20 protein-coding genes and 1 pseudogene are annotated in these 24,097 nt (G+C 36.5%); 1 reads left to right on the top strand and 20 read right to left on the bottom strand.

Going from position 1 to position 24,097, the window contains the following annotated elements:
- Positions 1-70 precede the first annotated feature (70 nt).
- The 18 genes and pseudogenes from sigE to HRG09_RS03105 all read right to left on the bottom strand — a co-directional run bounded on the left by sigE (position 71) and on the right by HRG09_RS03105 (position 21,885).
- On the bottom strand, positions 71-790 hold the full coding sequence (gene sigE / locus HRG09_RS03190; protein ID WP_174099297.1) for an RNA polymerase sporulation sigma factor SigE: 720 nt from the start codon (positions 788-790) through the stop codon (positions 71-73).
- 19 nt (positions 791-809) lie between these two features.
- Complete coding sequence (spoIIGA, locus tag HRG09_RS03185) at positions 810-1,727, bottom strand: sigma-E processing peptidase SpoIIGA (protein ID WP_174099296.1); 918 nt, start codon at positions 1,725-1,727, stop codon at positions 810-812.
- Positions 1,728-2,216: 489 nt separating this feature from the next.
- Positions 2,217-3,374, bottom strand: coding sequence for a cell division protein FtsZ (ftsZ, locus tag HRG09_RS03180; RefSeq protein WP_174099295.1), 1,158 nt, complete (start codon positions 3,372-3,374; stop codon positions 2,217-2,219).
- Between the two features lie 39 nt (positions 3,375-3,413).
- Positions 3,414-4,721 carry a cell division protein FtsA gene (ftsA, locus tag HRG09_RS03175; protein ID WP_174099294.1) on the bottom strand — a complete coding sequence of 436 codons (1,308 nt, stop codon included), beginning with the start codon at positions 4,719-4,721 and terminating at the stop codon, positions 3,414-3,416.
- Between the two features lie 158 nt (positions 4,722-4,879).
- Positions 4,880-4,996: pseudogene (locus HRG09_RS03170) on the bottom strand (DUF1290 domain-containing protein); the annotation flags it as partial.
- Positions 4,997-5,120: 124 nt separating this feature from the next.
- Complete coding sequence (locus HRG09_RS03165) at positions 5,121-5,891, bottom strand: cell division protein FtsQ/DivIB (protein ID WP_174099293.1); 771 nt, start codon at positions 5,889-5,891, stop codon at positions 5,121-5,123.
- A gap of 98 nt (positions 5,892-5,989) precedes the next feature.
- The gene (gene murB, locus HRG09_RS03160) at positions 5,990-6,895 is read right to left on the bottom strand and encodes a UDP-N-acetylmuramate dehydrogenase (RefSeq protein ID WP_174099292.1); all 906 of its coding nucleotides are present in this window, start codon (positions 6,893-6,895) and stop codon (positions 5,990-5,992) included.
- A 60-nt stretch (positions 6,896-6,955) separates the two neighbouring features.
- Positions 6,956-8,050, bottom strand: a complete 1,095-nt coding sequence (gene murG / locus HRG09_RS03155; protein ID WP_174099291.1) for an undecaprenyldiphospho-muramoylpentapeptide beta-N-acetylglucosaminyltransferase — start codon at positions 8,048-8,050, stop codon at positions 6,956-6,958.
- A gap of 96 nt (positions 8,051-8,146) precedes the next feature.
- Positions 8,147-9,238, bottom strand: a complete 1,092-nt coding sequence (gene spoVE / locus HRG09_RS03150; RefSeq protein ID WP_174099319.1) for a stage V sporulation protein E — start codon at positions 9,236-9,238, stop codon at positions 8,147-8,149.
- A 91-nt stretch (positions 9,239-9,329) separates the two neighbouring features.
- Positions 9,330-10,682: a UDP-N-acetylmuramoyl-L-alanine--D-glutamate ligase gene (murD, locus tag HRG09_RS03145; RefSeq protein WP_174099290.1), complete on the bottom strand. Its 1,353-nt coding sequence runs from the start codon at positions 10,680-10,682 to the stop codon at positions 9,330-9,332.
- On the bottom strand, positions 10,683-11,657 hold the full coding sequence (gene mraY / locus HRG09_RS03140) for a phospho-N-acetylmuramoyl-pentapeptide-transferase (RefSeq protein WP_174099289.1): 975 nt from the start codon (positions 11,655-11,657) through the stop codon (positions 10,683-10,685).
- Positions 11,658-11,679: 22 nt separating this feature from the next.
- Positions 11,680-13,155: a UDP-N-acetylmuramoyl-L-alanyl-D-glutamate--2,6-diaminopimelate ligase gene (locus HRG09_RS03135; RefSeq protein ID WP_174099288.1), complete on the bottom strand. Its 1,476-nt coding sequence runs from the start codon at positions 13,153-13,155 to the stop codon at positions 11,680-11,682.
- 285 nt (positions 13,156-13,440) lie between these two features.
- Complete coding sequence (locus HRG09_RS03130; protein WP_174099287.1) at positions 13,441-15,357, bottom strand: stage V sporulation protein D; 1,917 nt, start codon at positions 15,355-15,357, stop codon at positions 13,441-13,443.
- 100 nt (positions 15,358-15,457) lie between these two features.
- A complete protein-coding gene (locus HRG09_RS03125; protein WP_174099286.1) occupies positions 15,458-17,605 on the bottom strand; it encodes a penicillin-binding protein in 2,148 nt (715 codons plus the stop codon).
- 21 nt (positions 17,606-17,626) lie between these two features.
- Positions 17,627-17,989: a cell division protein FtsL gene (ftsL, locus tag HRG09_RS03120; protein ID WP_174099285.1), complete on the bottom strand. Its 363-nt coding sequence runs from the start codon at positions 17,987-17,989 to the stop codon at positions 17,627-17,629.
- Between the two features lie 15 nt (positions 17,990-18,004).
- Positions 18,005-18,937, bottom strand: coding sequence for a 16S rRNA (cytosine(1402)-N(4))-methyltransferase RsmH (gene rsmH, locus HRG09_RS03115; protein ID WP_174099284.1), 933 nt, complete (start codon positions 18,935-18,937; stop codon positions 18,005-18,007).
- 370 nt (positions 18,938-19,307) lie between these two features.
- Positions 19,308-20,924, bottom strand: a complete 1,617-nt coding sequence (gene bshC / locus HRG09_RS03110; protein WP_174099283.1) for a bacillithiol biosynthesis cysteine-adding enzyme BshC — start codon at positions 20,922-20,924, stop codon at positions 19,308-19,310.
- Positions 20,925-21,006: 82 nt separating this feature from the next.
- Positions 21,007-21,885 (bottom strand): 2-dehydropantoate 2-reductase, encoded by an 879-nt coding sequence (locus tag HRG09_RS03105; protein ID WP_174099282.1) that lies wholly within the window; start codon positions 21,883-21,885, stop codon positions 21,007-21,009.
- A 311-nt stretch (positions 21,886-22,196) separates the two neighbouring features.
- Here HRG09_RS03105 and HRG09_RS03100 point away from each other — a divergent pair, with 311 nt between their 5' ends.
- Entirely contained in the window at positions 22,197-22,670 is a 474-nt protein-coding gene (locus HRG09_RS03100) for an N-acetyltransferase (RefSeq protein WP_174099281.1), read from the top strand.
- A gap of 28 nt (positions 22,671-22,698) precedes the next feature.
- On the opposite strand, the gene HRG09_RS03095 is transcribed toward HRG09_RS03100, so the two are convergent.
- Positions 22,699-23,220, bottom strand: a complete 522-nt coding sequence (locus HRG09_RS03095) for an RsfA family transcriptional regulator (protein WP_174099280.1) — start codon at positions 23,218-23,220, stop codon at positions 22,699-22,701.
- A gap of 86 nt (positions 23,221-23,306) precedes the next feature.
- Positions 23,307-24,056, bottom strand: coding sequence for an enoyl-CoA hydratase/isomerase family protein (locus HRG09_RS03090; RefSeq protein WP_217447879.1), 750 nt, complete (start codon positions 24,054-24,056; stop codon positions 23,307-23,309).
- Positions 24,057-24,097: the final 41 nt, after the last annotated feature.

The raw sequence follows: 24,097 nt of genomic DNA, 5'->3' as shown, positions 1-24,097 counted from the left end.
ATAAAACCAATCGGAATACCGATTGGTTTTATGTAATATCCTTAATCACACAAGCTTTACAAGCATCACTTTATACCATTTTGTTAAATTCTTTTCGAAGCCTTTTTATAATTCTTTTTTCAAGTCGAGAAATATAAGATTGTGAAATTCCCAGCATATCTGCCACGTCTTTTTGTGTTTTTTCTTCTCCTCCCGCAAGCCCAAAGCGGAGTTCCATAATTTGTTTTTCACGATCATTTAATTGGTGTAATGCTTTCATAAGAAGATGTCGGTCTACAGTAGCCTCTAAGTCTTTTGTAATAATATCATCATCCGTACCAAGAACATCTGATAGTAACAATTCATTCCCATCCCAATCAATATTTAATGGTTCATCAAATGACACTTCTGAGCGATTTTTATTATTTCGACGTAAATGCATTAAAATTTCATTTTCTATACAACGTGATGCATAAGTTGCTAGTTTTATTTTCTTTTCAGGATTAAATGTATTCACAGCTTTAATAAGACCAATTGTTCCAATACTAATTAAATCTTCAATATTAATTCCTGTATTTTCAAATTTACGGGCTATATACACAACAAGCCGTAAGTTACGTTCAATGAGTAATGACCGTGCCGCTTGATCACCTTTTGGCAATTTATTAAGGAGTACTTCTTCTTCCTCTTTTGTTAAAGGCGGCGGCAATGCCTCACTTCCACCGATGTAGTAAATTTCATCGGTCTTAATTCCGAGTTTCAACAATACTTTATACCAAAGATAAATGAAATAAAATTTTATTTTCGCCATATTCTCCCACCTTCCATAATTAAGCGATTGTCACTTTTGGTGATATCAACATTTTCGGATGTATAATACATTGATACTCTCCATTTGTAGACAATTGCTGCGTATTTAAACCAATTAATACTTTGTTTACGATCATATCGCTACCTTCATGATGAATTTGAACAACATCCGGTTTAATTGCCCATAAAAACTGATGATCCACTCCTACAGCCCGGAAAGGAATTAAACGTAGCCTTGTTGCCCAACCTGAATCATTTTCTGGTATTTGTGGAATCTCTGTTTTGGAATAAATCTGCTGTGTTAACCATGTTGGTAAACAATGTTCTAATGATGATACATGCATAATCATAACCGGGGTTTTCGTTAAAGGGTCATAAAGCTGATTTCCACTATCAATCAATCCATCTAGTTTCATTTCATTTTCGGCAAGTCTAATATTCACTTGTACAATTTGGTCATAATGAATTTTAGTTACTTCCACATTTTCAATACGTTTTTTCGAAAAATAATAAATAATCGGAAATCCCAAAATAACAAACATCCAGCTTACTGGATCACCATAAGAAATTGCTTTCGCCTGAACTAATCCATCGACCATTTCGTTCGTTTGTAGGAAAAAATGAGTTCCAATTAATCCTCCCCCTACCATAAATGTTACAAAATAAAAGGAAAAAACAGTCTGTGTATAATCTCTAAAAGTAGAAAACCCAAATGCTGTATACACAATAAGTAACGAGTACAATAGTTTCATAATTGGGTGTGTCATCATAGAAGCAAAAGGAGTAAAGGCAAAAATAACAATTGTAGAACCAATAAATGCTCCTAGTACAAGCCTCCATCTTTTGATCTTCTTTTTCAACACAGTTGCTGTTAATAAAAGTAAAAGAAAATCAATGCAGGCGTTTAACAACCAAACAACGTCGGCGTAAACAACCAAACAATTCACCTCTTTTTTTAAGTTGAGACTAGTATAAAGCATATCCAATAGGAAAGTGTGTCAATTTACGGAGGGGTTTTTTTGTTATTTTGTGGTTTCTAGACATAATCTGTCGTGAGGTATAATTGTAATTCTTCTCATGCTAAATTCTTCTGTAATCATCATCTATCTTTCTTATTTTCTAGCATCTAGATGATGATTTTACTATATAAATAAGGATTAAAAAAACGACATAAAACCATTCTCTTTAGGTGGTAAAGAGGATCTGCCGGTGGATAGAAGCGGTCAGGGATTTTTTAGCTCCATACCATGTGGAAACCGCAGGAGAAAATGAGTGGATATCTCTTTTTATTTTCATAGAAGCGACTTATGTGTTAAAAAGATCGAAATAAATGTATGTATTTCCAAATAGCACGATAAATTTTTTCATGTGAAAACATTTAAGGTTGTGTAATAAAAAAAGAACGGAGCCATTGGCTCCTTTCTTTCTTATCGTCTACGACGGTTACGTAAAAATGCTGGAATATCAATATCATCTGAATCTGTATTACGTTCATGCACAACAGGCTCTTCACGTTTCACTTCGCGTTTTACTTCACGTTGTTTTGATGGTTGAGCTACTGGTTGTTGCTGTTGCGCGTGATTTGTAGTTGCTGTAGGACGTACAAATGGTTTTGGCGGCTGAACTGTAACACTATCATCAAAACCAGTTGCAATTACGGTAACAACAATTTCATCTTTTAAACTCTCATTAATTACAGAACCGAAAATCATATTTACTTCTGGGTCTGAAGCTGAAGCAACGATATCTGCTGCTTCTTGCACTTCATATAAGCTTAAGTTTGTGCCCCCAGTAATATTCATAAGAACACCTTGTGCACCATCGATAGATGTTTCTAATAATGGACTAGAAATCGCGCGTTTTGCTGCTTCTGCCGCACGGTTTTCACCAGTTCCAACACCAATACCCATTAATGCAGAACCTTTATTAGACATAATTGTTTTTACGTCTGCAAAGTCTAAGTTAATAAGACCAGGTGTAGCAATTAAATCTGAAATACCTTGTACACCTTGTCGTAATACGTTATCCGCTTCACGGAACGCTTCAAGCATTGGTGTATTTTTATCTACAATTTCTAAAATACGATCATTCGGTATAACAATAATTGTATCTACATTATCTTTAAATGCTGCAATCCCAGATATAGCTTGCGTTGCACGTTTGCGACCTTCAAATGTAAATGGGCGTGTTACAACACCAACTGTTAACGCGCCTAGTTCCTTTGCGATTTGTGCGATAACTGGTGCTGCACCCGTACCAGTTCCACCGCCCATACCAGCTGTTACAAAGACCATATCTGCACCACGAAGTGCTTCTTGGATTTGTTCTTTACTTTCTTCAGCGGCTTTTTTTCCTACTTCAGGATTTGCGCCGGCACCAAGTCCACGCGTTAATTTTCCGCCAATTTGCATTTTTGTTTCAGCTTTTGATAAATTTAGTGCTTGTGCATCAGTATTCACGGCGATGAAATCTACACCTTGTACACCGTGCTCAATCATACGGTTTACAGCATTATTTCCGCCACCGCCGACACCGATAACTTTTATGCTCGCTAATTGATCTTGAGTAGTATCAAACTCTAACATGTCGAAATCCCCCTAGAACCTCATTTTTCGTGTGCAATTTTAATCCCATAAATAGCGGAATACACGTTTCACTTTTGACATCATACGCTCATTGTCTTCATTATTTTTACTCTGCTTGCGAGTTGTTTGCTTTGCAGGTTGTTGCTGTACCGGCATTGGCATTGGTGCTGGTACTGGCTCAAAATATTCTTCCTTTTCCTGAATATTTTTCCCGCGCAATTTCGCTTTTTGATAAGAATGCTTAATTAATCCAATCCCAATTGTATACTGAGGTTCACGAACACCAATATAATCTGGAGTTGCTATACGAACATTTTCATGTAAAATATCATATGCAAGATCAAGAACCCCCGGCATAGAAGCAATACCTCCAGTAAGTACATACCCAGACGCTACTTGTTTTACTCCTAGCTTCCGGACCTCTTCCTGAACAAACATCAAGATTTCCTCTACACGTGCCTCAATAATATCAGATAACTCTAGTTGTGAATATTGTTCTGTTTGATCGCTTCCCATAATAGGAACCGTAAACACCTCTTCTTCAGATGCCGTATCATAAAATGCATGTCCATATTTCAACTTAATTTGATCCGCATTTTCAGTTGAAGTTTTAAGTCCTATCGCGATATCCTTCGTTATATGATCTCCACCTAAAGGCAATACACTTGTTGCTTGTAACTCTCCATCTTGAAAGATTGATAAAGTTGTAGATCCCCCGCCAATATCTACAAGAGCTACACCTCTATTTTTCTCATCAGAAGATAAAGCAACCGTCGCAGCTGCTAAAGGTTGCAGACAAATATCAACAATTTCAAGGCCCGCTTTTTCTACACAACGTAGTAAATTATGTAGTAACGTTCTTGAGCCTGTAATTAATGTGCCTTCCATTTCTAATCTTACACCGATCATCCCGCGTGGATCGTTAATCTCATCAAGACCGTCTACAATGAACTGTCGAGGTACCACATCAATAAATTCACGTTCAGGAGCAATTGATACAACTTGTGCTGCATCCAGAACACGTAAGACATCTTCATTTCCAATTTCACGATCTTCATTTGAAACAGCGACAACTCCATGGCAAGGAAGAAGCTGTACCTGATTTGCATTTACACCTACAACAACTTGTTCAATGTGAATTCCTACCATACGCTCAGCTTGTTCAATTGCTTTTTTAATTGATCGAACAGTTTCGTCTATGTCAACTATGGAGCCCTTTTTCAAACCATTTGATTTTACGTTTCCAACACCAATAATGTTTAAGCCTTCATTAACCATTTCACCAATGATGACTTTAACATTGGATGTACCGATGTCAAGACTAACATATATTTCATTGCTGTTCATTCTTTGGCACCTCCTTCTTTATTTATACCATACAAGTCAATATATGGAACAACAATCGCAGCTTTACTATTTATAAGAAAAATATTCAACGTCTTTATGCGTTTCCCTTTTTTAACCCTGTATTTTTCTTATTTTTATTTAACATTCACTTATTGATGTTACAGTAACCTGTGAATGACTGCTTTATTTTGAAATAACTCTATTTCAAATGCAAAGATTACCGCCAAATATAAGTCTACACTAAGATGTACTCGTAGAAAAGCTAAACTTGTACCAATCCTAATATGAATCGAAGAAAATCTAGGTATTTTCACCAAATTGATTCTAATTGTAATGAAATTCACACACAGAAGAACAAACTTGTCATTATTGTATTTAAAAAGAAATAAAACTACTACTCTACTTCTTTTTTTCTACCTCATCTAAATATTTAAAATACGCGCCCACTTCTAAATCAATTAAAACCTTTCTACCTGATTCTATATTTTTTATAATTAATGGATATGCTTCCATACGCTTTGCAAATTCTTGTATCGTTGTGCTCACTTCATAACCCTCATTCATATATAAAGTAAGATGATCTTCATTTGAATTCGTTGGAGCATAATGAATTTCAGAAATAGATCTGAGAATAGTTGGAGTCAATTTTTCTAGCTCTTCAATTAACTCTTTCATTTTTTCTTCTTTAAACGGCTCGAAAATTGGAGCTGCAACAGGCAACTTCCCGTTAGGCAGTACGTCAAGCGTTTTGCCATTTTCTAAAAGTGGTTGTAATTTCCCACCTTTGTTTATATACCCTATCGTTACATACTCTTCAATGTGAATGTCAATTTTATTTGGAAAACGCTTTTTGACATTCACTTTTTTAATTTCATTTCGTTTTGTTAAATTCTTTTCCGCCTTATGTGCTGTCACTCGAAAATAACTCGTTTCATATGTAACTCCGGATTCCCTCATGACCTGTGCATCTGTCATATAGTGATTCCCTAGAACACTTATCTTTTTTATATTACTAAGTGGAGATCGAAAGTAAATTAAAAAAAGTACTAGTAAAAATAAAATTGATACATATAAAATTAATCTCTGATTAACTGGCTTTTTATTCTTTTTCTTTTGATTCTTTAGTTTTGGTACACGATCTTGTAGTTTAATCACTTTACTATTTTTCATGTACGATCCCCCTATGTAACATAAAGAACGGCATGTTACGCATGCCGTTCTTATCTTCTTATTATACCATAAATGATAATGAGCGGAACAAATAACAGTTATCTTCCAATGATTTCTACTTCTGTATGCATATCTACGCCAAATTTTTCCTTAATTGTTTTTTTAACAAATGCAATTAAATCCAATACGTCTTGTGCTGACGCAGATCCTGTATTGACAATGAAGTTTCCATGCATTTCAGAAATTTTCGCTCCACCGATTTGATATCCTCGTAGGCCTGCCTTTTCCACTAGATTCCCAGCAAAATTGGGTAGTGGATTTCTAAATATACTGCCCGCACAAGGATGGTTCCATGGCTGAGTTTCACGACGATAGTCTTTATTCTTTTGCATGATACCTACTATTTCTTCGCGGTTCCCTACTTTTAACTGCAATTCCGCTTCTACTACAATGCCAGGGCGCTTTGTTTGTAGAACAGAAGTACGATAAGAGAATTCCATCTCTTCTTTTGTTAACCACTTCATTGTACCATCTTCAAACATAATGCGCGCTCTCGTTAAAATCTCTGACATATCTGATTTATGTGCACCGGCATTCATATATACTGCCCCGCCCACACTTCCAGGGATACCACTAGCAAATTCTAATCCAGCTAGACCTTGGCGACTAAGTAATGTTGACAACTTAATGAGAGGATATCCTCCTCCAACTCGTACAATAGTTCCTTCTATTTCTAAGTGATCTAATCCTTCTCCTAAACGAATTACCACACCTTCAATACCTTTATCTGATACGAGAAGATTAGATCCACGTCCAATTGCTGTCCACTTTGTATGATATTTCTTTATTAAATCTAAAGTCTTTTCCACACCAATCACACTACTTGGCACAATTAGAATATCAGCTGGCCCACCTATTTTCATAGTTGTATAACGAGCTAACGCTTCATTTTCTAACACTTTGCCAACTTCTGCTTCGATAAGTTCCTTTGCTAATTGTTTCATGATGATCTCCCCCATATGAAATCTCCGTATTACAGTAGTATGCAGGGCATTCACCTAAGGTTATTTTTTTACAAGCCTTTTCATCACTTCGAATAACTTATTTGCTGCATCAGGAATTCCTAACTGCGTAGCAGCTAGTTTCATATTTTGTAATGTTTGTGTATTTAATAGAATTTCATCAATATCATGAAGAAGTGTTTCAGCAGTTAAATCTTTTTCAAGCAGCATTTTTGCTGCTCCCTTATCGACAACTGATTTCGCATTTTTCTCTTGATGATTATTTGTAACATAAGGACTTGGAATTAAAATACTTGGTTTTCCTAACGCTGTTAACTCTGCTAAAGTTGTAGCACCAGCACGTGAAACGACTAGATCCACACCAGTAAGCACCTCTGGCATATTATGAATAAATGGTTTAATGATTACATTACTTGGATTTCCTTTTTGTTTCACAGCCTCCATGACTTTATCATAATGCACTTCACCTGTGACATACAATACTTCATAATTTTTGTTACCAAATTGCTCAATTGCTGCCACGAATGCATCATTAATCGGTCTTGCTCCGCGACTCCCACCAAAAATAAGCACGGATTTTTTAGAAAGAGATAATCCAACAGAACGCTTCCCTTTCATACCATTTTGATTCATGACTTCTGATGCACGAGGATTTCCTGTCATAACAACTTTCGACTTCGGAAAATATTCAGCTGCCGCTTCAAAACAAACAGCTACCTTATCCACATAGCGACTTAAAAATTTATTCGTTACACCAGGTACACTATTTTGTTCGTGTACAATCGTTGGAATTCCTAATTTTGCTGCAGCATAAACGACTGGACCACATACATAGCCTCCTGTACCAATTACAACATCTGGATTGAAACGGCGAATATACCTTTTACTATCTTGCACCCCTTTTAGAAAACGCATCACTGTTTTGACATTATCAAGGGATATTTTTCGTTTAAATCCACTAATAACAATTGATTGAAATGGTATCCCTGCTTTGGGAACAATTGTACTTTCTAATCCATTCTCCGTACCAATGTATAAAAACCTTGCTTCAGGATGTAGTTTTTTTATTTCCCTAATTAAAGCAAGAGCCGGATATATATGACCTCCTGTGCCACCACCACTAACTAATACTCGCACTACAAATTCCTCCGCTTCTCTGTTCTAAATTCAATTTTATATATTCATATATTTTCCGTTTTCTACACACGAAAAACCCTGTCTTATAAACAGGGTTTAGTAGCGAGAGTGACGACTTATATTCAATAATACGCCAACTGCCATTAGCATTAAGGTCAAACTTGACCCACCATAACTTAGAAATGGCAAAGTAATACCCGTAACAGGCATTAATCCTGTTACAACACCAACATTAATCATCACTTGAATCGCGATCATCGCCACAATACCTACTGCTAAAAACGTACCATATAAATCCGGCGCTCCTAATGCTATACGAATCCCGCGCCATAGTAACAGACTAAATAATAATAACACAAACGACCCACCAATAAAACCTAATTCTTCCGATAAAATCGCAAAGATAAAGTCAGTTTGCGGCTCCGGCAAGTAAAGAAATTTTTGTCTACTTTGTCCAAGTCCAAGCCCAAATAAACCACCAGGACCGATTGCAAGTAACGATTGAATAATTTGGAACCCACTCCCGAGCGGGTCTGACCATGGGTCTAAGTAAGAAGTAATTCGTTTCATTCGATATGGTGCTGATGCAATTAATCCAACAAATCCCGCTACTCCGATTAATCCTAACATCGAAAAATGAAAAACGCGTGCTCCTGAAATAAAAATCATTACGATACATGTCCCAACCATTACTGTCCCTGTCCCCAAATCTGGTTGTAACATAATCATGCCAAATGCAACAAATACAAAACTAAGTGCTGGAAGTAGTCCTTTTTTAAAAGAAGTGATTAACTTTTGTCTTTCTGCTAAAAATTTAGCTAAAAAAATGATCATCGCAAATTTCATAAATTCTGATGGTTGAATCGAAAATGCTCCAACACCAATCCAGCTTCGTGCTCCCCCCCGAACAAGTCCAACTCCAGGAATCAGAACAAGGATAAGGAGAATAAAACAAACTAGTAAAATCACCTTCGAATAGGTTCGCCATGTCCAATAGTCAATTCTCATAATAAAAAACATAGCAGCTACACCAATCCCCGCAAATAACAGCTGTCGTTTTGCAAAAAAGAATGAATCACCCATCTTATAGGAAGCCCAGACAGCACTTGCACTGTAGACCATTATCATTCCAATTGTTAACAACAAAAGCGTAACGATAATTAAAATAAAATCAGGTGTTTTCTTCATTGGCAATGAGCACCACCTCTTTTGAAGAAGCTTTTTTTATTCTATGTAACAAAACATCAGTAGGTGTTAGCCTACTGATGTTTTGTTTACTTTATATAAGTTTATGCACAGCTTGTATAAAAATGTCTCCTCTTTCTTCAAATGTTTTAAATTGATCCCAGCTCGCACATGCTGGTGAAAGAAGAATAACATCTCCATCTGTAGAATGAGCATATGCTCGTTCTACTGCCTCTTCTAAATTATCGACAGTTTCAATCATATCTAATCCTGCTTTTTCCGCTGCCTTTACTAATTTTGGTGCAGTTTGCCCATATGTCACAATTGCTTTTACATGTTCAAAATACGGAATTAAATCATCAAATTCATTTCCACGATCAAGCCCGCCTGCTAGCAAAATAACAGGCTGCGCGAATGCTGATAAAGCCTTTTCTGTCGCTAACATGTTCGTCGCTTTGGAATCATTATAAAACTTACGATTGTTAATCGTTGTTACATACTCTAGACGATGTTTTACACCTGTAAAGCGTTTTAATACTGTAACAATAGCCTCATTTGCTACCCCTAGCAATTTGGCAATACTCATTGCAGCTAAAATATTTTCCAAGTTATGCTTACCTGGTAAGACGATGTCACCAACTTCAACAACTTTCTCACCTTTAAAATAAAGAGCGTCATCTTTCATACATGCACCATCTTCAATTACTTTCATAGCTGAAAATAATACTTTTTGCCCTTTACTATTTGCCGATAAGGCCATTACCTCTGCATCATCTGCATTCATTACACTGTAATCTGCTTCAGTTTGGTTCTTAAAAATATTCGCTTTTGCTAAACCATATTCTTTCTTAGTACCATGGTAATCTAAATGCGCTTCAAATAAATTTAAAAATGCTGCAATTTTAGGTTGAAATGTTTCCACACCCATTAACTGGAATGATGAAAGCTCTGTAACAACTACTTCATTTTCTTTCGCCGTCTGCGCAACCTCACATGCTACCATACCTATGTTTCCAGCAATAACAGGATGTTTCTGCCCTTCTTTCAGCATTTCAAATGTTAGCATTGTTGTTGTTGTTTTACCATTAGATCCTGTAATCCCAACAAATGGGGCCTCTGAAATACGATACGCGAGTTCCACTTCTGTTACAATTGGAATTTGTTTTTCTTTCGCTGCAACAAGTAGTGGATTAGAATATGGAATCCCTGGATTTTTTACAACAAGTGAAATATTTCTTTCTAACAATTCTAGTGGATGACCACCGCATACAACGTCCATTCCCTTTGCTTGTAATTCTGCAGCTAATACATTCTCAGCTAAAGGTTTCCCGTCATTTACAATGACATTGGCACCTAAGTTTTTTAGTAAAGTTGCTGCCGCATAACCACTTTTTGCAATACCTAATACAAGAATATTTTTATTTTGATAGTCAGTTACAGTTTTCAATTACATCCACACCCCGATATAAATTCCTAATACTGCCAATAAAAATCCTACAGACCAGAATGTTACAACAACACGCCACTCTGACCAACCACATAATTCGTAATGATGATGCAGTGGACTCATTTTAAAGACACGTTTCCCTGTCGTTTTAAATGAAATAACTTGAATAATAACAGATAATGTTTCCATTACAAATACGCCGCCAATTACAACAAGCAATAACTCTTGTTTTAATAAAATGGCTACAGCGGCTATTGCACCACCTAAAGCAAGAGAGCCTGTATCTCCCATAAACACCTTAGCTGGATTTGCATTAAATACTAAAAATCCAAGTACCGCTCCAACAACGGCCATACAGAAAATCGCTACTGCATACTGATTTTGCGCAACTGCAATAATGCCAAATGCTCCAAATGCAATTGCAGCTGTTCCTGATAATAATCCATCTAGACCATCCGTTAAATTAACTGCATTTGATCCACCAATGAGCATAAACAGCACAAGAATAAAATACGCCCAGTGTAAATCAAATTTAATATCGGTTCCTGGAATCATTAAATTTGTATCAAATCCCTGTCCTTTTACAATTACAAAGAATGCAATTGCAATAACTAGCTGACCGATTAATTTTTGTTTTGATGTTAAACCAAGATTTCTTTTTTTAACAACTTTTATATAGTCATCTAAAAGGCCAATCAATCCATAGCCAAATGTAACTAATAACAATAATGATACTTCCGCACCTAAATGTTTAAATTTAATTGCCATAATAAGTGTTGTCACCATCATAGACACATAAATGACAATACCACCCATCGTTGGTGTTCCTGATTTCTTTTGATGTGATTTCGGTCCTTCATCACGAATACTCTGCCCAAACTTTAACTTACGTAAAAATGGAATAAACAATGGCGAAAGGGCAACTGAAATTAAGAAAGCTACCCCAGCCGTTACTAATAAACCTTGTTCAAGCACATGTAGTCCCCCTCTCATGTTGTTACTCTTTGTTGTTTAGACGCTCAGTGATTGCCTCTTTTGCAATTTCACGATCGTCAAAATGATGTACTTCTTTGCCAATAATTTGGTACGTTTCATGCCCTTTTCCAGCAATGATAATAATATCTTCTGCTTTCGCCTCTGAAACTGCGTGGAAAATCGCTTCTTTTCGATCAACAATTACTTTATAATTATTTCCTTTTGCACCTGTTAACATATCATCTAAAATTGCTTTGGGATCTTCACTCCTCGGATTATCTGAAGTCAAGATTGCATGTGTTGCATATTCTGTAGCGACACCTGCCATAATTGGTCTTTTCGTCCGATCGCGATCACCGCCACAACCAACAATACAATACACATTCCCTTTCGCAAATTGTTTTGCTGTCGTTAATACATTTTCTAAACTATCTGGTGTATGTGCATAATCGACGATAACTGTATAATCCTGACCGCCATCCACGACTTCAAACCGACCTGGAACTCCAGTTAGCTTTCTCACAACATCAATAATTGTTTGTAAAGGTACACCCGAAACAAGAGTAGCTGCTGTCGCTGCTAAAACATTGTATACGTTAAACTTGCCAATTAACTTCATCGTAATATTTAAACTCTCATTTGGCGTAACAAGAGTAAATGTTGTTCCACCGCTCGTCATCACAATATCTTTTGCCATAATATCACTATGTGTATCAATTCCATACGTAATAACAGTAGCGGCAGTACTTCTCATATACTCTTCTGCTGCTGGATCGTCATTATTTAACACGGCGTACTTTTCACGACCATGATGATAGCTATTACCAAGCTGAGCAAATAGCAAACCTTTTGCATGTTTATATTCTTCCATCGTTTTATGATAATCTAAATGATCCTGTGTTAAATTTGTAAATACTGCCACATCATAATCACAACCATGTACACGGCCAAGATCTAATGCATGTGAAGAAACTTCCATTACTGCACTATTTACATTTTGCTCAATCATACGTTGAAACGTCTGCTGAAGTGTCAGTGCATCTGGCGTTGTATTTTTCACCTCGAATGTTTCATCACCGATTTTCATATTAATTGTTCCAATTAGCCCTGTTTTATGACCATGTGCTCGCATAATTTCATCCATAATATGCGACGTTGTTGTCTTTCCATTTGTACCTGTAATCCCAAACAAGTGTAACTTATGTGTTGGCTGTCCGTAAAAATAATCAGCTAAAACCGCTAAAGAACGATAGGTATTTTTCACAAGTACAAATGGAACGTCAACATCAATCGGTCTTTCCGCAACAATAGCAGCCGCACCTTGCGCAGCTGCTTGCTTAGCAAAATCATGGCTATCAACCGTATACCCTTTCATACATACAAATAAGCTTCCATTTGTCACTTTACGTGAATCTGCTTCAATGGATGTAATTTCTGGATTTTCTTTTGGAACAACTGGAAAATCATGCAAACATGATACAAGTGTGTGCAACTTCATTTCACTAAACCCTCTCTACATTGTTTATTTGTCTCTTACTTAATAAGTAATTTCCCCGTCCTTCATTCGTTAAAATGGAGAAAGGAAGCATTTGATAAGAGCCTTAAAAGATCAGACTCATTTATCAGTGTAGCGTATAATAGCTTCACTAATAATTTTTTCACTCTATCTCTTATATTCGAGAGCAATATATTCTGTTTTCATAGAAAATAAATTTCTATGAAAACAGATATTTATTTTGCCCCAACTTCCACCAATTGTATCATAAAACACAATCTCTAACTTTTAATTACCGAAGTAAATTCTAATTTTCGAACCTTCCTTTACTTTAGCACCAGCTTCTGGCGATTGTTTAATTACTTTATCACCCTCACCACTTACATCAAGCTGTAAATCTACAAGTTGCGTTTGTAAATCTTTCTTCTTCATCCCAATTAAATCTGGAACTTCTATTGTAGGTGTATCGCCCCATTTATATTCCTTTTCAACTTGCTCTTTGCGTGGCTCTACTCCCATAACAGGAAGCACATCGCGAAGAATATTCCCTACAATTGGTGCAGCAACAACTCCACCAAATTGAGTAACTCCTTTTGGGTTATCAACCGCAACGTACACAACAATTTGCGGGTCATCTGCTGGAGCAAATCCAATAAAAGATACTATATAGTTATTATCTAAATATTTTCCATCTTTTACCTTTTGAGCAGTTCCCGTTTTTCCACCAACACGATAACCATCAATATATGCACCTTTACCAGAACCCTTCGCTACAACATTTTCTAACGCATAGCGGACTTTTTCCGATGTTTCCTTGGAAATAACTTTTCTTTTTTCGACCGGTGTTTTCTTCCTTACAACTTGATTATTCGAGGGATCAACAAACTCTTTCGCAATATACGGCTGATATAACGTCCCACCATTTACAGCTGCCGCTACCGCAGCAACTTGCTGAATTGGTGTAACAGAAACCCCCTGCCCGAAAGAAGTAGTCGCTTGTTCAACCGGACCAACCCTATCCAAGTTAAATAAAATCCCTTTTCCTTCTCCTTGTAAATCAATTCCTGTCTTTTGTCCAAATCCAAAATCATGAATATATTGAAATAACTTTTCTTTTCCAAGACGATCCCCAAGCTCAATAAAACCTGGGTTACAAGAATTTTGAACAACTTCTAAAAAGGTTTGACTACCATGGCCACCAGCTTTCCAACAACGCAACCTAGCTCCACCAACTTCAGCTGCTCCATCATCATAAAACGTATCTTTCTCCAAGTCTACTAATTTTTCATTTAAAGCTGCGGCTAATGTAATGATTTTAAAAGTCGATCCTGGCTCGTATGTACTCCATACAGGCAAGTTTCGATTAAACACTTCTGGTGAAACACTCTGAAAATCTGCTGGATCAAAACTTGGTCGACTTGACATTCCTAAAATCTCACCATTTTTTGGATTCATGGCGATCGCAATCATACCATCTGGGTTATACGTAGAATCTGCAATATTCATTTCTCTCTCTATAATCGTATTAATTTGAGAATCGATCGTTAGTTTCAAATCTAAACCGGCCTCTGGTTTTTTGAAATCATCTCCAACATTCGGCATTCTTTGTCCTTTCGCATCTGCAAAAAAGCGCACATGCCCTTTATCACCATTTAACTCTTTATCATAATATGCCTCAAGTCCCATAAGCCCTTGATTGTCACTACCAGCAAAACCTAGTACATGCGATAAATATTTTCCAAAAGGATAATACCGAATAGAATCTTCAGCAATATAAACACCTTTTAAACTTAAGGCACGTACTTCCTTTGCTTTATCATGAGAAATTTTTCTTCCGCCTTTGTCCAATCTTACAATAGACTCTTTTTTTGTAATCCGCTTATAGATTTCCTCTTTTTGCACACCTAAAACTGCAGCCAACTTCTCTGCAGTCTCTGTTGGTTTTTCAATTTGTCTCGGTACAACAAAGACAGTTGGCGCACTTTTATTCGTTGCAAGCTCTACACCATTTCGATCTAAAATTTTCCCTCGTTCAGGTTCAAAAGTAATATTACGACTCCACGAATCTTTCGCACGATCTGTTAACATATTCCCAAGAAAAAACTGTACATATCCAAGACGAATATCAATAATTGTAAAAATGAGTATACCTGATATCAGTATAAAAATGAGTCGTTTTCTAACTGTTACATTCGATACACGCATATTGGAACAAGCCTCCTTCACGCCTAGCTTGTTCCAATATATGCTTGTACCTGTTCAGATAGAACCTCTTACATCTCTTGCATGATATACATCTACACTATTATGGATTTTCTGCCTCTTGCTGTGGTTCGAGCGGTGGTACGAGTGTTACAGCTAATTCTGTCCCTGCTTGTAACGGCGTTCCTTCAGCCACACTTTGTTCCGTCACATATCCTGTACCAGATGGTTTCAAATTAAGATTTAACGTTTTCGCTAAATTCATTACATCACGAAGCGCCCATCCTTGTACATTTGGCATTAGCGGTTTATCTCCTACTAAGAAGACTCGATCGCCCTTCAATGTTTTTTCAGTCACTTTTGGTACTTGTTGTTTTACTTTTCCTTCACCTAGTATAATTGGACGGAATTTGGCTTTTTCTAATATCGTTTTCGCCTCTTCCATTGTTTTCCCAGTTACATCTGGCACAACCGCCTGCTGCTCTTTCACATATTTCTTCGAATCTTTCACTTCATTCGGTTTAATTTTTAAATACTCTAAGCTATTTTTCGTTACAGATTTAAACATTTCTGCAAGAGGTTTTGCTCCGTATTCATTATCTTTTAATTTCGGTTGCTTAATTGCAAAGTAAACAATTAACTGGGGATCATCCATCGGTGCCATACCTAGGAATGAAAAAATATAATTTTCTCTGCCTGTCATATATCCGCCTTTTCCATCTGGAATTTGCGCTGTCCCCGTTTTACCACCAACGGAATATCCATCGATTTTATACGCATTCCCCGTACCTTTTGGCGATGTAACAACTTGTTCTAGTAATTGTCGTACTTGCGCTGCTGTTTCTTTTGAAACCGGCTTTCCTACCTCTTCTGGTTTATGCTGTAACTCCACTTTATTCGTTATTGGATCTACAATTCGATCGATGGCATACGGTTTCATCATCTTCCCATCATTCGCAATTGCAGTTGCGGCTTGTACAAGCTGTATTGGCGTTACAGTTGACCCTTGTCCAAATGCAGTTGTTACCTGCTGAATCTGCTGGTCAAATATAATTGTATTCTCACCTTCACCAGGTAAGTCAATACCAGTTTTTTCATCTAATCCAAACTTATGAATATATTGTCGGAAACGCTCTGCACCCAGTTTTTGATCTCCTAAAATAGCAAACGCAACGTTAGAAGAGCGTTCAACACCTTCATCAAATGTAATAGATCCCCAACCTGCACCACCGTTATGGTCTTTTATTTTACGATTTCCAACGGGATATGTACCTGACTGATAATATTCTTGACCATTATATACACCTTCATTAATTGCCGCAGCTAATGTAAAGATTTTCATTGTAGACCCCGGCTCATACGCATTTGCGATTGGATCATTTAAAAAGTATTCAATATCACGCTTATTTGGATCATAGCTAGGTCGACTAGACATCCCTAGTACTTTTCCTGTTTTTGGGTCTGCAACCACTCCAATTAACATGGAAGGTTCATAATGCTGATCAGCTGCTTTCATCGCATCCTCTAAAAACCCTTGAATACGTTGATCAATCGTTAAATATACATTTTGTCCATTTTTCGGTGGCTTCACACTTTGTTTCCCACCATCAAGAGAAACACCATTACGATCTCCTGTATACGCTACACTTCCATTTGAAGCACGCAAATACTTATCTAAACTCTTTTCTAATCCAAATTTCCCCTCCGCAATTCCATTATCGTTAGGTTTTGCAAAACCTAACACGTAAGATGCGAAATCTCCATTTGGATACACCCTAGCTTTTTCGGTAACAAATGAAATGCCTGGTAGCTTAAGAGCTTCTATTTGATCTTTCGTCTCTTTCGTCAAGTTTTTTCCTAACGTTCCAAACTCTACCTGACGCTTATCTTTGTTTAAAGCGGCTAAAATTTCGTCTTCGCCTTTCCCAAGTACACCTGCAATTTTCTTTGCAGTATCCTCTTTATCTTTTACAGAATCGTCACCTTTTAATTCCGCAACCATCCTGTATGAGTTCGCATCTTGCGCTAACACATGTCCATTCTGATCATAAATCGTTCCACGATTCGCTTCAAGTACGCCATTTTTATTATGCTTTTCTTGTGCAAGTTTCTTTAAATCTTGTCCATGTACTGTTCCTGTCGCTTGAATATAAAAAAATCGGGCTAACAACAGCAAAAAGAGCAGGAGGAAAAATATCATAAAGTAACCTGCTCCTTTATTGGTATGAAATTTGTTCATATTCATTTTCATATTTTCTTCACACCTACTATATTAATGTAAACCTTTCACATTATTCGCATTAATTTCTAGCCCGTGTTTTTTTGCGATTTCTGCGATACGTTCATAGCGGCTTAACTTTTCCACTTCAGCTTGTAATTCTTGATTTGTTTTTTGTTGTTTCACAATGGAATTCTCTATTTTTGCTGCTTCCGCATCAACTTGGTACAGTCCTGCTTTATTTCCAATAAAAGCAACGCAAGCGTATAATAAAAAACCAACAAAAGCTACGTACATCAATTTTTCAATTCTTGTAATCTTTGTTTTTACCTTTGATTGTACTTTTTGCTGTGGAATTTGAGTTTGTTCTTGCTCTTGTACTTGTTGTTGTTTATACTTTACAGCTAAATTTGTCATACCTCTCTCTCCTTTTTATCGTTTTTCAGCGATCCGTAACTTTGCAGAACGAGCTCGATTATTTTCTTCTAACTCTTCATCAGAAGGTAAAATCGGTTTTCTTGTAATGAGTTTTAGTTTCGGCTTAAATTCATCCGGAATAATTGGTAATCCTGGAGGAAGCTGTGGCGTTGAACTATTTCGTTTAAATGTTGTTTTACAAATACGATCTTCCAACGAATGGAACGTAATGACACTAATTCTTCCACCAGGCTTAACCATTCCAATCGCAGATTCTAGCGCTTCTTCAAACACTTTCAATTCGTCATTTACAGCAATACGAATCGCTTGGAATACTCGTTTTGCAGGATGTCCTCCCGTTCTACGTGCTGGAGCTGGAATTCCTTCTTTAATTAACTCCACTAACTCTCCTGTTGTTTCAATCGTCTTATTCTCACGATATGCTTCAATTTTCCTTGCAATTTGCTTTGAGAATTTTTCTTCACCATATTGGAAAAAGATTCTTACGAGTTGTTCATATGACCAGTTGTTCACAACATCATATGCCGTTAATGAGGCATCTTGATCCATCCTCATATCTAAGGGTGCATCATGATGATAACTAAAACCACGTTCTGGTGTATCTAATTGTGGGGATGAAACACCTAAATCGAATAAAATACCATCTACTTCTGTTATTCCTAATTCGTGTAATTTCTCTGATAAATAGCGGAAATTACTCTTCACTGTTACAAATTGATCACCATAAGAAGAAAATTTTTCTTTTGCATTTTGAATCGCAATCTCATCTTGATCAAATGCAATTAACTTTCCTCCTTCCGTTAGTTGGGATAATAAATAAGAACTATGTCCCCCGCCACCTAGCGTACAATCCACATATGTACCACCGGGTTTTATATCCAAACCATCTACTGTTTCTTTTAAAAGAACTGTTACGTGTTTAAACATTGTTGCACCTACTTTTTGCAAAATAATTACGTTGAATGTCTCCTTTTTTCTTTTAATAACCCACACAATGTGCGAGCAAATTAATACTCCGAAAACATATCACATCCAACTTGGCGTCAGTGGAAATCTAATATCCACAAATCGCAGTCTCACTTTATTATATACTAAATTTTATCATTTTTTGCGGGAAATTAAATAAAAACATGTCGAAAAGCACAATAATACGTTTACATTTTGTTCTATTTTGTCATATGCACGCGTTTCATTGTCAATATCATACTCCTAGTTAATTCGTTCGATAATTCAGAAAAAACACTTTACAGTAAATTCCACAAATCAAAAATAAAATCCTGCTCCTAAGAGCAAGATTTTATAGTTTTATAATATGATGTTTACCGTCCCAAGAGTAGGATTGCTTCATCACCCGTTCAACAAAGTCTAATCCAAATTGATTTAAATAATAACATATATTCCATACCCGTTCTTGCGGCGCACCTAACGGGCGAAGCGCATATTGCAAACGACGGAATTTATTTAGCTCTACTTCATGTTTTTTCTCAACATTCCGCTTTAACGTTCTTTCTAGCAGCTCCATTTGCTCTTTAATTTTCCATTCATTTTTCTCAGCAAACGATTGTAGTCCTGGGTCTACTTTTTTTACAAACGCCTGTAAAGAGCTATGAATATCCATCATTTTCTCCGTCGCTTCTATAAACTGCTTATCAATCGGTTCTTCTATTTGGTTAGAAAGCCACTCTTCACGTAACTTACTTATATCATTCAAAAACGGATCACTCTCTTGTAATCGCAAATCGTGTAGATCTGTAAAAATATCGCGTTCCATGTAGCTCATTGTAAGTCTTGGAACAACGGGAGGCACACGAAAACCAAACACATGAAATACTTGCTGTAATTCACTCCAGTAAGCAATTTCACCAGGCCCTCCAATAAACGCTAATGTCGGAAATATATATTCTTGCATAAGCGGTCTTGTTACAACATTATTGCTAAATCGTTCCGGATTTCTTTCCATTTCTGCTATCAATTCTTCATACGAAAACGAATAAGTACCATCTTTTCCAATAAATTTTCCATTCTCTTCTTCTAACAACACACGTTCTTCATCAATTTGCATAAATATATGCACTGCATTTGGTTTCGTTTCAATAATTGGTTTATATCCTTGCTCCCTTACTAATTGCTGTTGTTTTTGAAGACTCGTCTGCACTTCTTTATATCGACTTAGTATTTGTTTAAAAAAGGAGACTTCCAATTTCCTTAACGCTGGATGATGCGAATCAACGAGAATCAAACCTGAATCTACAAATAATTTCATAATAAGATGCGCAAAGAAATCTACATATGTACGTGAATTCTGCAAAGCATCTTCAACAAACTGTAATACATCCTTTGTAAAATTCGTTTCTGGATATGTTTTAAAAATTTCTTCAAGCCACTTTCTACAATCTTCTATCGAAATGTCAGATTCAGACGCACTCGCCTTTTTCGGATGACGATCATGAAAAATTGTCTTTTTTATTTTTTTATTTTTCATTACAAACACATGGTTAATTTCATCGATATCGTGGTCTTCGCCAGCAATCCAAAAAACTGGAACGACTCGAACTCCTAAACTTGCTTCTTTTTCTTTTGCAAGCTGTAAAATCGAAATAATCTTATGCACAGTATAAAGAGGTCCTGTTAATAGTCCTGCCTGTTGTCCTCCAACAACAACATATGTATTTTCATCCGCTAGCGCCTCTATATTCCGAAGAGTATGCTCTCCAGCATGTAAATTCGTATTATATTCTAATAAATGTGCCACTAAGTCCTGACGGAAAAACTTTTTATCACGCAAATCATGCAGACGTTGTCCGAATCCATCTTCTGTTAACGGATAATCGAAGTATGCCTGCACTTCTTTTTTACCCTTCATATAGTCCGCCACAACACCTTGTAGTGGAACAGAGATTTCTTTTATCTCCATATAATTCTTCCTTTCCTATCCTGTTCTCTCACCAATCCAAATTGTAGTCAATGTTCGATGTAAAAGCAAAGAATATCTCTTATCATGCTAATCCCTTTATTGAATTGTATAAAAATTGCAGTGTGGGAACTTGTTTTTGTTGTTTCCTCGCTTCTTCTATCGCATAGCCAACAATAGCATCAATTTCCGTCTGTCGATTCTCTCTTACATCAGCTAACATAGAAGAGGTATTACTGGCTGTGGTTTCACATACACGACAAACCAATTGCCACAGCTCTTCTTTTTCGCCCTCCCCTGCAAGAAACACAACCTCTTGAAATATTTGCTCCATAACTTTATAAAAATAAGGATTCGACAATAATTCTCCATTTTGTATACCGTATAAAGCTGTTAGCGGATTAATACAGGCATTTATTACAAGTTTATAACACATCGTCTGTTTCCAATTTTCTTCTACTTGCACCCGAAAATATTTTAGAGAAAAACAATCTAATAGTGACTCAAATTGAGACAAATCACCATGTACCACTCCAAATTTCGTAACCCCTACCCCTGTATGCTTCACTGTATATTCATTTTCTTTTTTTGCCCCATGCTCTACAATCCCCACCGCTACATTTTTACACTTTATTTCTTGCAAGATGTGCAGATGAGACATCCCATTTTGTAAAAAGATAATCCGTCTTTGTTCTTTTATGAAAGGAAGTATATTCGCTAAATGATATTGTTTAACAGCAATGAACATATAGTCCATTTGTTCGTCTACAATATTCTCTAATGGCATAACATTTATAAATACCGTTTCCACTTCTCCCTTACGAATACACCTTATCCCTTCCTGCATTAACTTTTCAGCTTGTTCTACTGTTCTTGTAAATAATGTAACATCCTGTTTGTTCTTTTTTAAATAAAAGGCAAATAACAAACCAATCGCTCCCGGACCAACAATCCCAATTTTCATCTCTATCCTTCAGAAGCTCCTAACGAGTGCCAAAAAGAAATATATTCTGCCATTAATTAAAAGCCTTCTGATTTCCTCCCCTCTATACTTGCCCTAACATTAATTATATCTTATTTATATTTCAACAATCGAAAGTACATTTCATAAATATGTATAAATCGCCTTCCTATGACTAGTGTAGCAAACTCTTCAAAAAAATACTGAAAGAAATATTCTATTTTCTTCATAAAAATGAAAAAATGAGTTATAATATTATTGAGAATATTTATACTTTTCTTTATTTTTTCAAAACGAGAAAAGGATGTGATGTAATGACATTCCCAAAAGTTGAGCGTTTGCTCATCAATTATAAAACATTAGACGAATTTAAAAAATTTAAAGGCTGCGGTGCTCAAGAACTCTCCATGTTTGAAGAATTACAAGCAAATATTATTGAAAACGGCAGCGAGTCTCCTTTTTACGGCATTTATTACGGTGGATCCCTTATCGCGCGTATGAGCTTGTATATGAGGAGACATGGTGAATCAGATCTTGAGATTACTGGAACTTACGTAGAACTTTCAAAGCTTGAAGTGTTACCAAACTTTCAAAAACAAGGTTTTGGTCAAATGCTTGTTAACTACGCAAAACAGCTACAATTTCCAATCAAAACAACAGCCCGCATTCAATCGGCTGCGTTTTGGGATAAACAAAATTTCAGGCAAGTATCAACGACTGATGGTGAATTTTATATTTGGCATCCAGAAACCAATTTGAATGCGGTTACAAACGAAGAATCAGCATAAAATAAAAACAGCTGTTATTCAGCTGTTTTTATTTTTTCAACTTTTCTAGTGTTTCATGCTCATAAATTGTATCTTTCCCTTTTGTTTCTAGCACCATCACACTTCTTTTTCGATCAATATAATCAAGCAAAGTACGATACTCTTCCTCATATACAGCTAATCGCTGAAGAAGCTGTTCTTTTTCCTTTTGTAACAACTCAATTTTTTGGTGGGATTCTTTTACTTCTTCTTCACCTTTATATTTTTGTAAAAAAGCAATGACATCCTCTAATGTAATCGATACAGGAGAAAACTCCGCCACTTTCGGTTGCCTTACTTCATAATTTTCTACCTTACGAATTTGTTTTGCCTCTTCAATACGTTCTTTATATTGCTTTCTAACGTAAGAATTCCATCTAAATCCACATGCTGCAGGTGTACGAGATAAATGTTTACCTACTTCTTTAAATGCGGAAAGTTGCGTTCCGCCTTCACGAATATGCCGGAGTACCACTTCTGCCAGAAGTAAATCTTCATCATCAGTCCATGCATCTTGTCTTGTTGTCGCCATCCCTCTAGTCCTCCTTATGCATTTTTTATTAAACATATGCAGTTACTAGAAAAGATAGAATACAAACATGTAAAGAATATATTTTTCTATTTTCTTAAAAATGCTGCAATAGCCTGACTATGCTCTTCAGACTCCCATAAACGTGCACATTCGGTTATTTCTTCTTTCATCCGCTCTCGTAAATTATTTTCTTCCCACTTTCGAATCGCAACAGCTTTATACGCTTTTTGAACTTTGATATTCGGAACAATCATATTCTCTAACCATTTATGACACGCTTTCATGACATCACCGGGAAATACCTCATTTACAAATCCATAGTTACTTGCTTCCTCGGCAGAAAAACGATGTGCTGAACAAAGCATTGTCATCGCTTGATAATAGCAAACCCTCTCATGCAACATCGCGGCCCCTCCCCACCCAGTTATAATTCCTAAATTCCCTTGGATAAAGCCAATGACCGCATCTTTAGAGGCAAAACGATAATCACACGCCACAGCAAGTTCACATCCCCCTCCAATAGCCGCACCATTTATAAGCGCTACTGTAGGGACAGGAAGCGTCATAATATCATACAAAACCCTTCCCATTCGTTCGAGCATCTCATAAGCAGCCTTTTCCGTTTTCAATCCATGAAACTCCTCTAAGTCTCCTCCTGCGCAAAATGATTTTCCATTTCCTGCAATAACCACACATTTAATCCAATCTTCTCGCCTTATTTCTTTTATCAATTTTTCTAATGAATTCGTCATTTCTTTATCAATTGCATTGTGATTCTTTGGGCGATTTAGTGTAATCCACATTACATCTTCTTTCCGCTCCGCCAAAAGTTTCATTATCAATCATCTCCCCTTTCATTTCACAAAACTATGTTCGA

This window comes from Bacillus sp. Xin1, from assembly GCF_013314535.1.
GTDB lineage: Bacteria > Bacillota > Bacilli > Bacillales > Bacillaceae_G > Bacillus_A.
The sequence above is the reverse complement of the archived record's forward strand: the minus strand, read 5'-3'. Positions and strand labels throughout refer to the sequence as shown.

Coding starts and splice junctions, on each gene's coding strand:
- HRG09_RS03095 (WP_174099280.1), bottom strand. CDS start 23,220: ATGGCGACAACAAGACAAGATGCATGGACTGATGATGAAGATTTACTT.
- ftsL (WP_174099285.1), bottom strand. CDS start 17,989: ATGACAAATTTAGCTGTAAAGTATAAACAACAACAAGTACAAGAGCAA.
- ftsA (WP_174099294.1), bottom strand. CDS start 4,721: ATGAACAGCAATGAAATATATGTTAGTCTTGACATCGGTACATCCAAT.
- bshC (WP_174099283.1), bottom strand. CDS start 20,924: ATGGAGATAAAAGAAATCTCTGTTCCACTACAAGGTGTTGTGGCGGAC.
- HRG09_RS03105 (WP_174099282.1), bottom strand. CDS start 21,885: ATGAAAATTGGGATTGTTGGTCCGGGAGCGATTGGTTTGTTATTTGCC.
- HRG09_RS03135 (WP_174099288.1), bottom strand. CDS start 13,155: ATGAAGTTGCACACACTTGTATCATGTTTGCATGATTTTCCAGTTGTT.
- spoVE (WP_174099319.1), bottom strand. CDS start 9,238: ATGAAGAAAACACCTGATTTTATTTTAATTATCGTTACGCTTTTGTTG.
- HRG09_RS03090 (WP_217447879.1), bottom strand. CDS start 24,056: ATGAAACTTTTGGCGGAGCGGAAAGAAGATGTAATGTGGATTACACTA.
- HRG09_RS03125 (WP_174099286.1), bottom strand. CDS start 17,605: ATGAAAATGAATATGAACAAATTTCATACCAATAAAGGAGCAGGTTAC.
- rsmH (WP_174099284.1), bottom strand. CDS start 18,937: ATGTTTAAACACGTAACAGTTCTTTTAAAAGAAACAGTAGATGGTTTG.
- ftsZ (WP_174099295.1), bottom strand. CDS start 3,374: ATGTTAGAGTTTGATACTACTCAAGATCAATTAGCGAGCATAAAAGTT.
- murB (WP_174099292.1), bottom strand. CDS start 6,895: ATGAAACAATTAGCAAAGGAACTTATCGAAGCAGAAGTTGGCAAAGTG.
- HRG09_RS03130 (WP_174099287.1), bottom strand. CDS start 15,357: ATGCGTGTATCGAATGTAACAGTTAGAAAACGACTCATTTTTATACTG.
- HRG09_RS03165 (WP_174099293.1), bottom strand. CDS start 5,891: ATGAAAAATAGTAAAGTGATTAAACTACAAGATCGTGTACCAAAACTA.
- HRG09_RS03100 (WP_174099281.1), top strand. CDS start 22,197: ATGACATTCCCAAAAGTTGAGCGTTTGCTCATCAATTATAAAACATTA.
- sigE (WP_174099297.1), bottom strand. CDS start 790: ATGGCGAAAATAAAATTTTATTTCATTTATCTTTGGTATAAAGTATTG.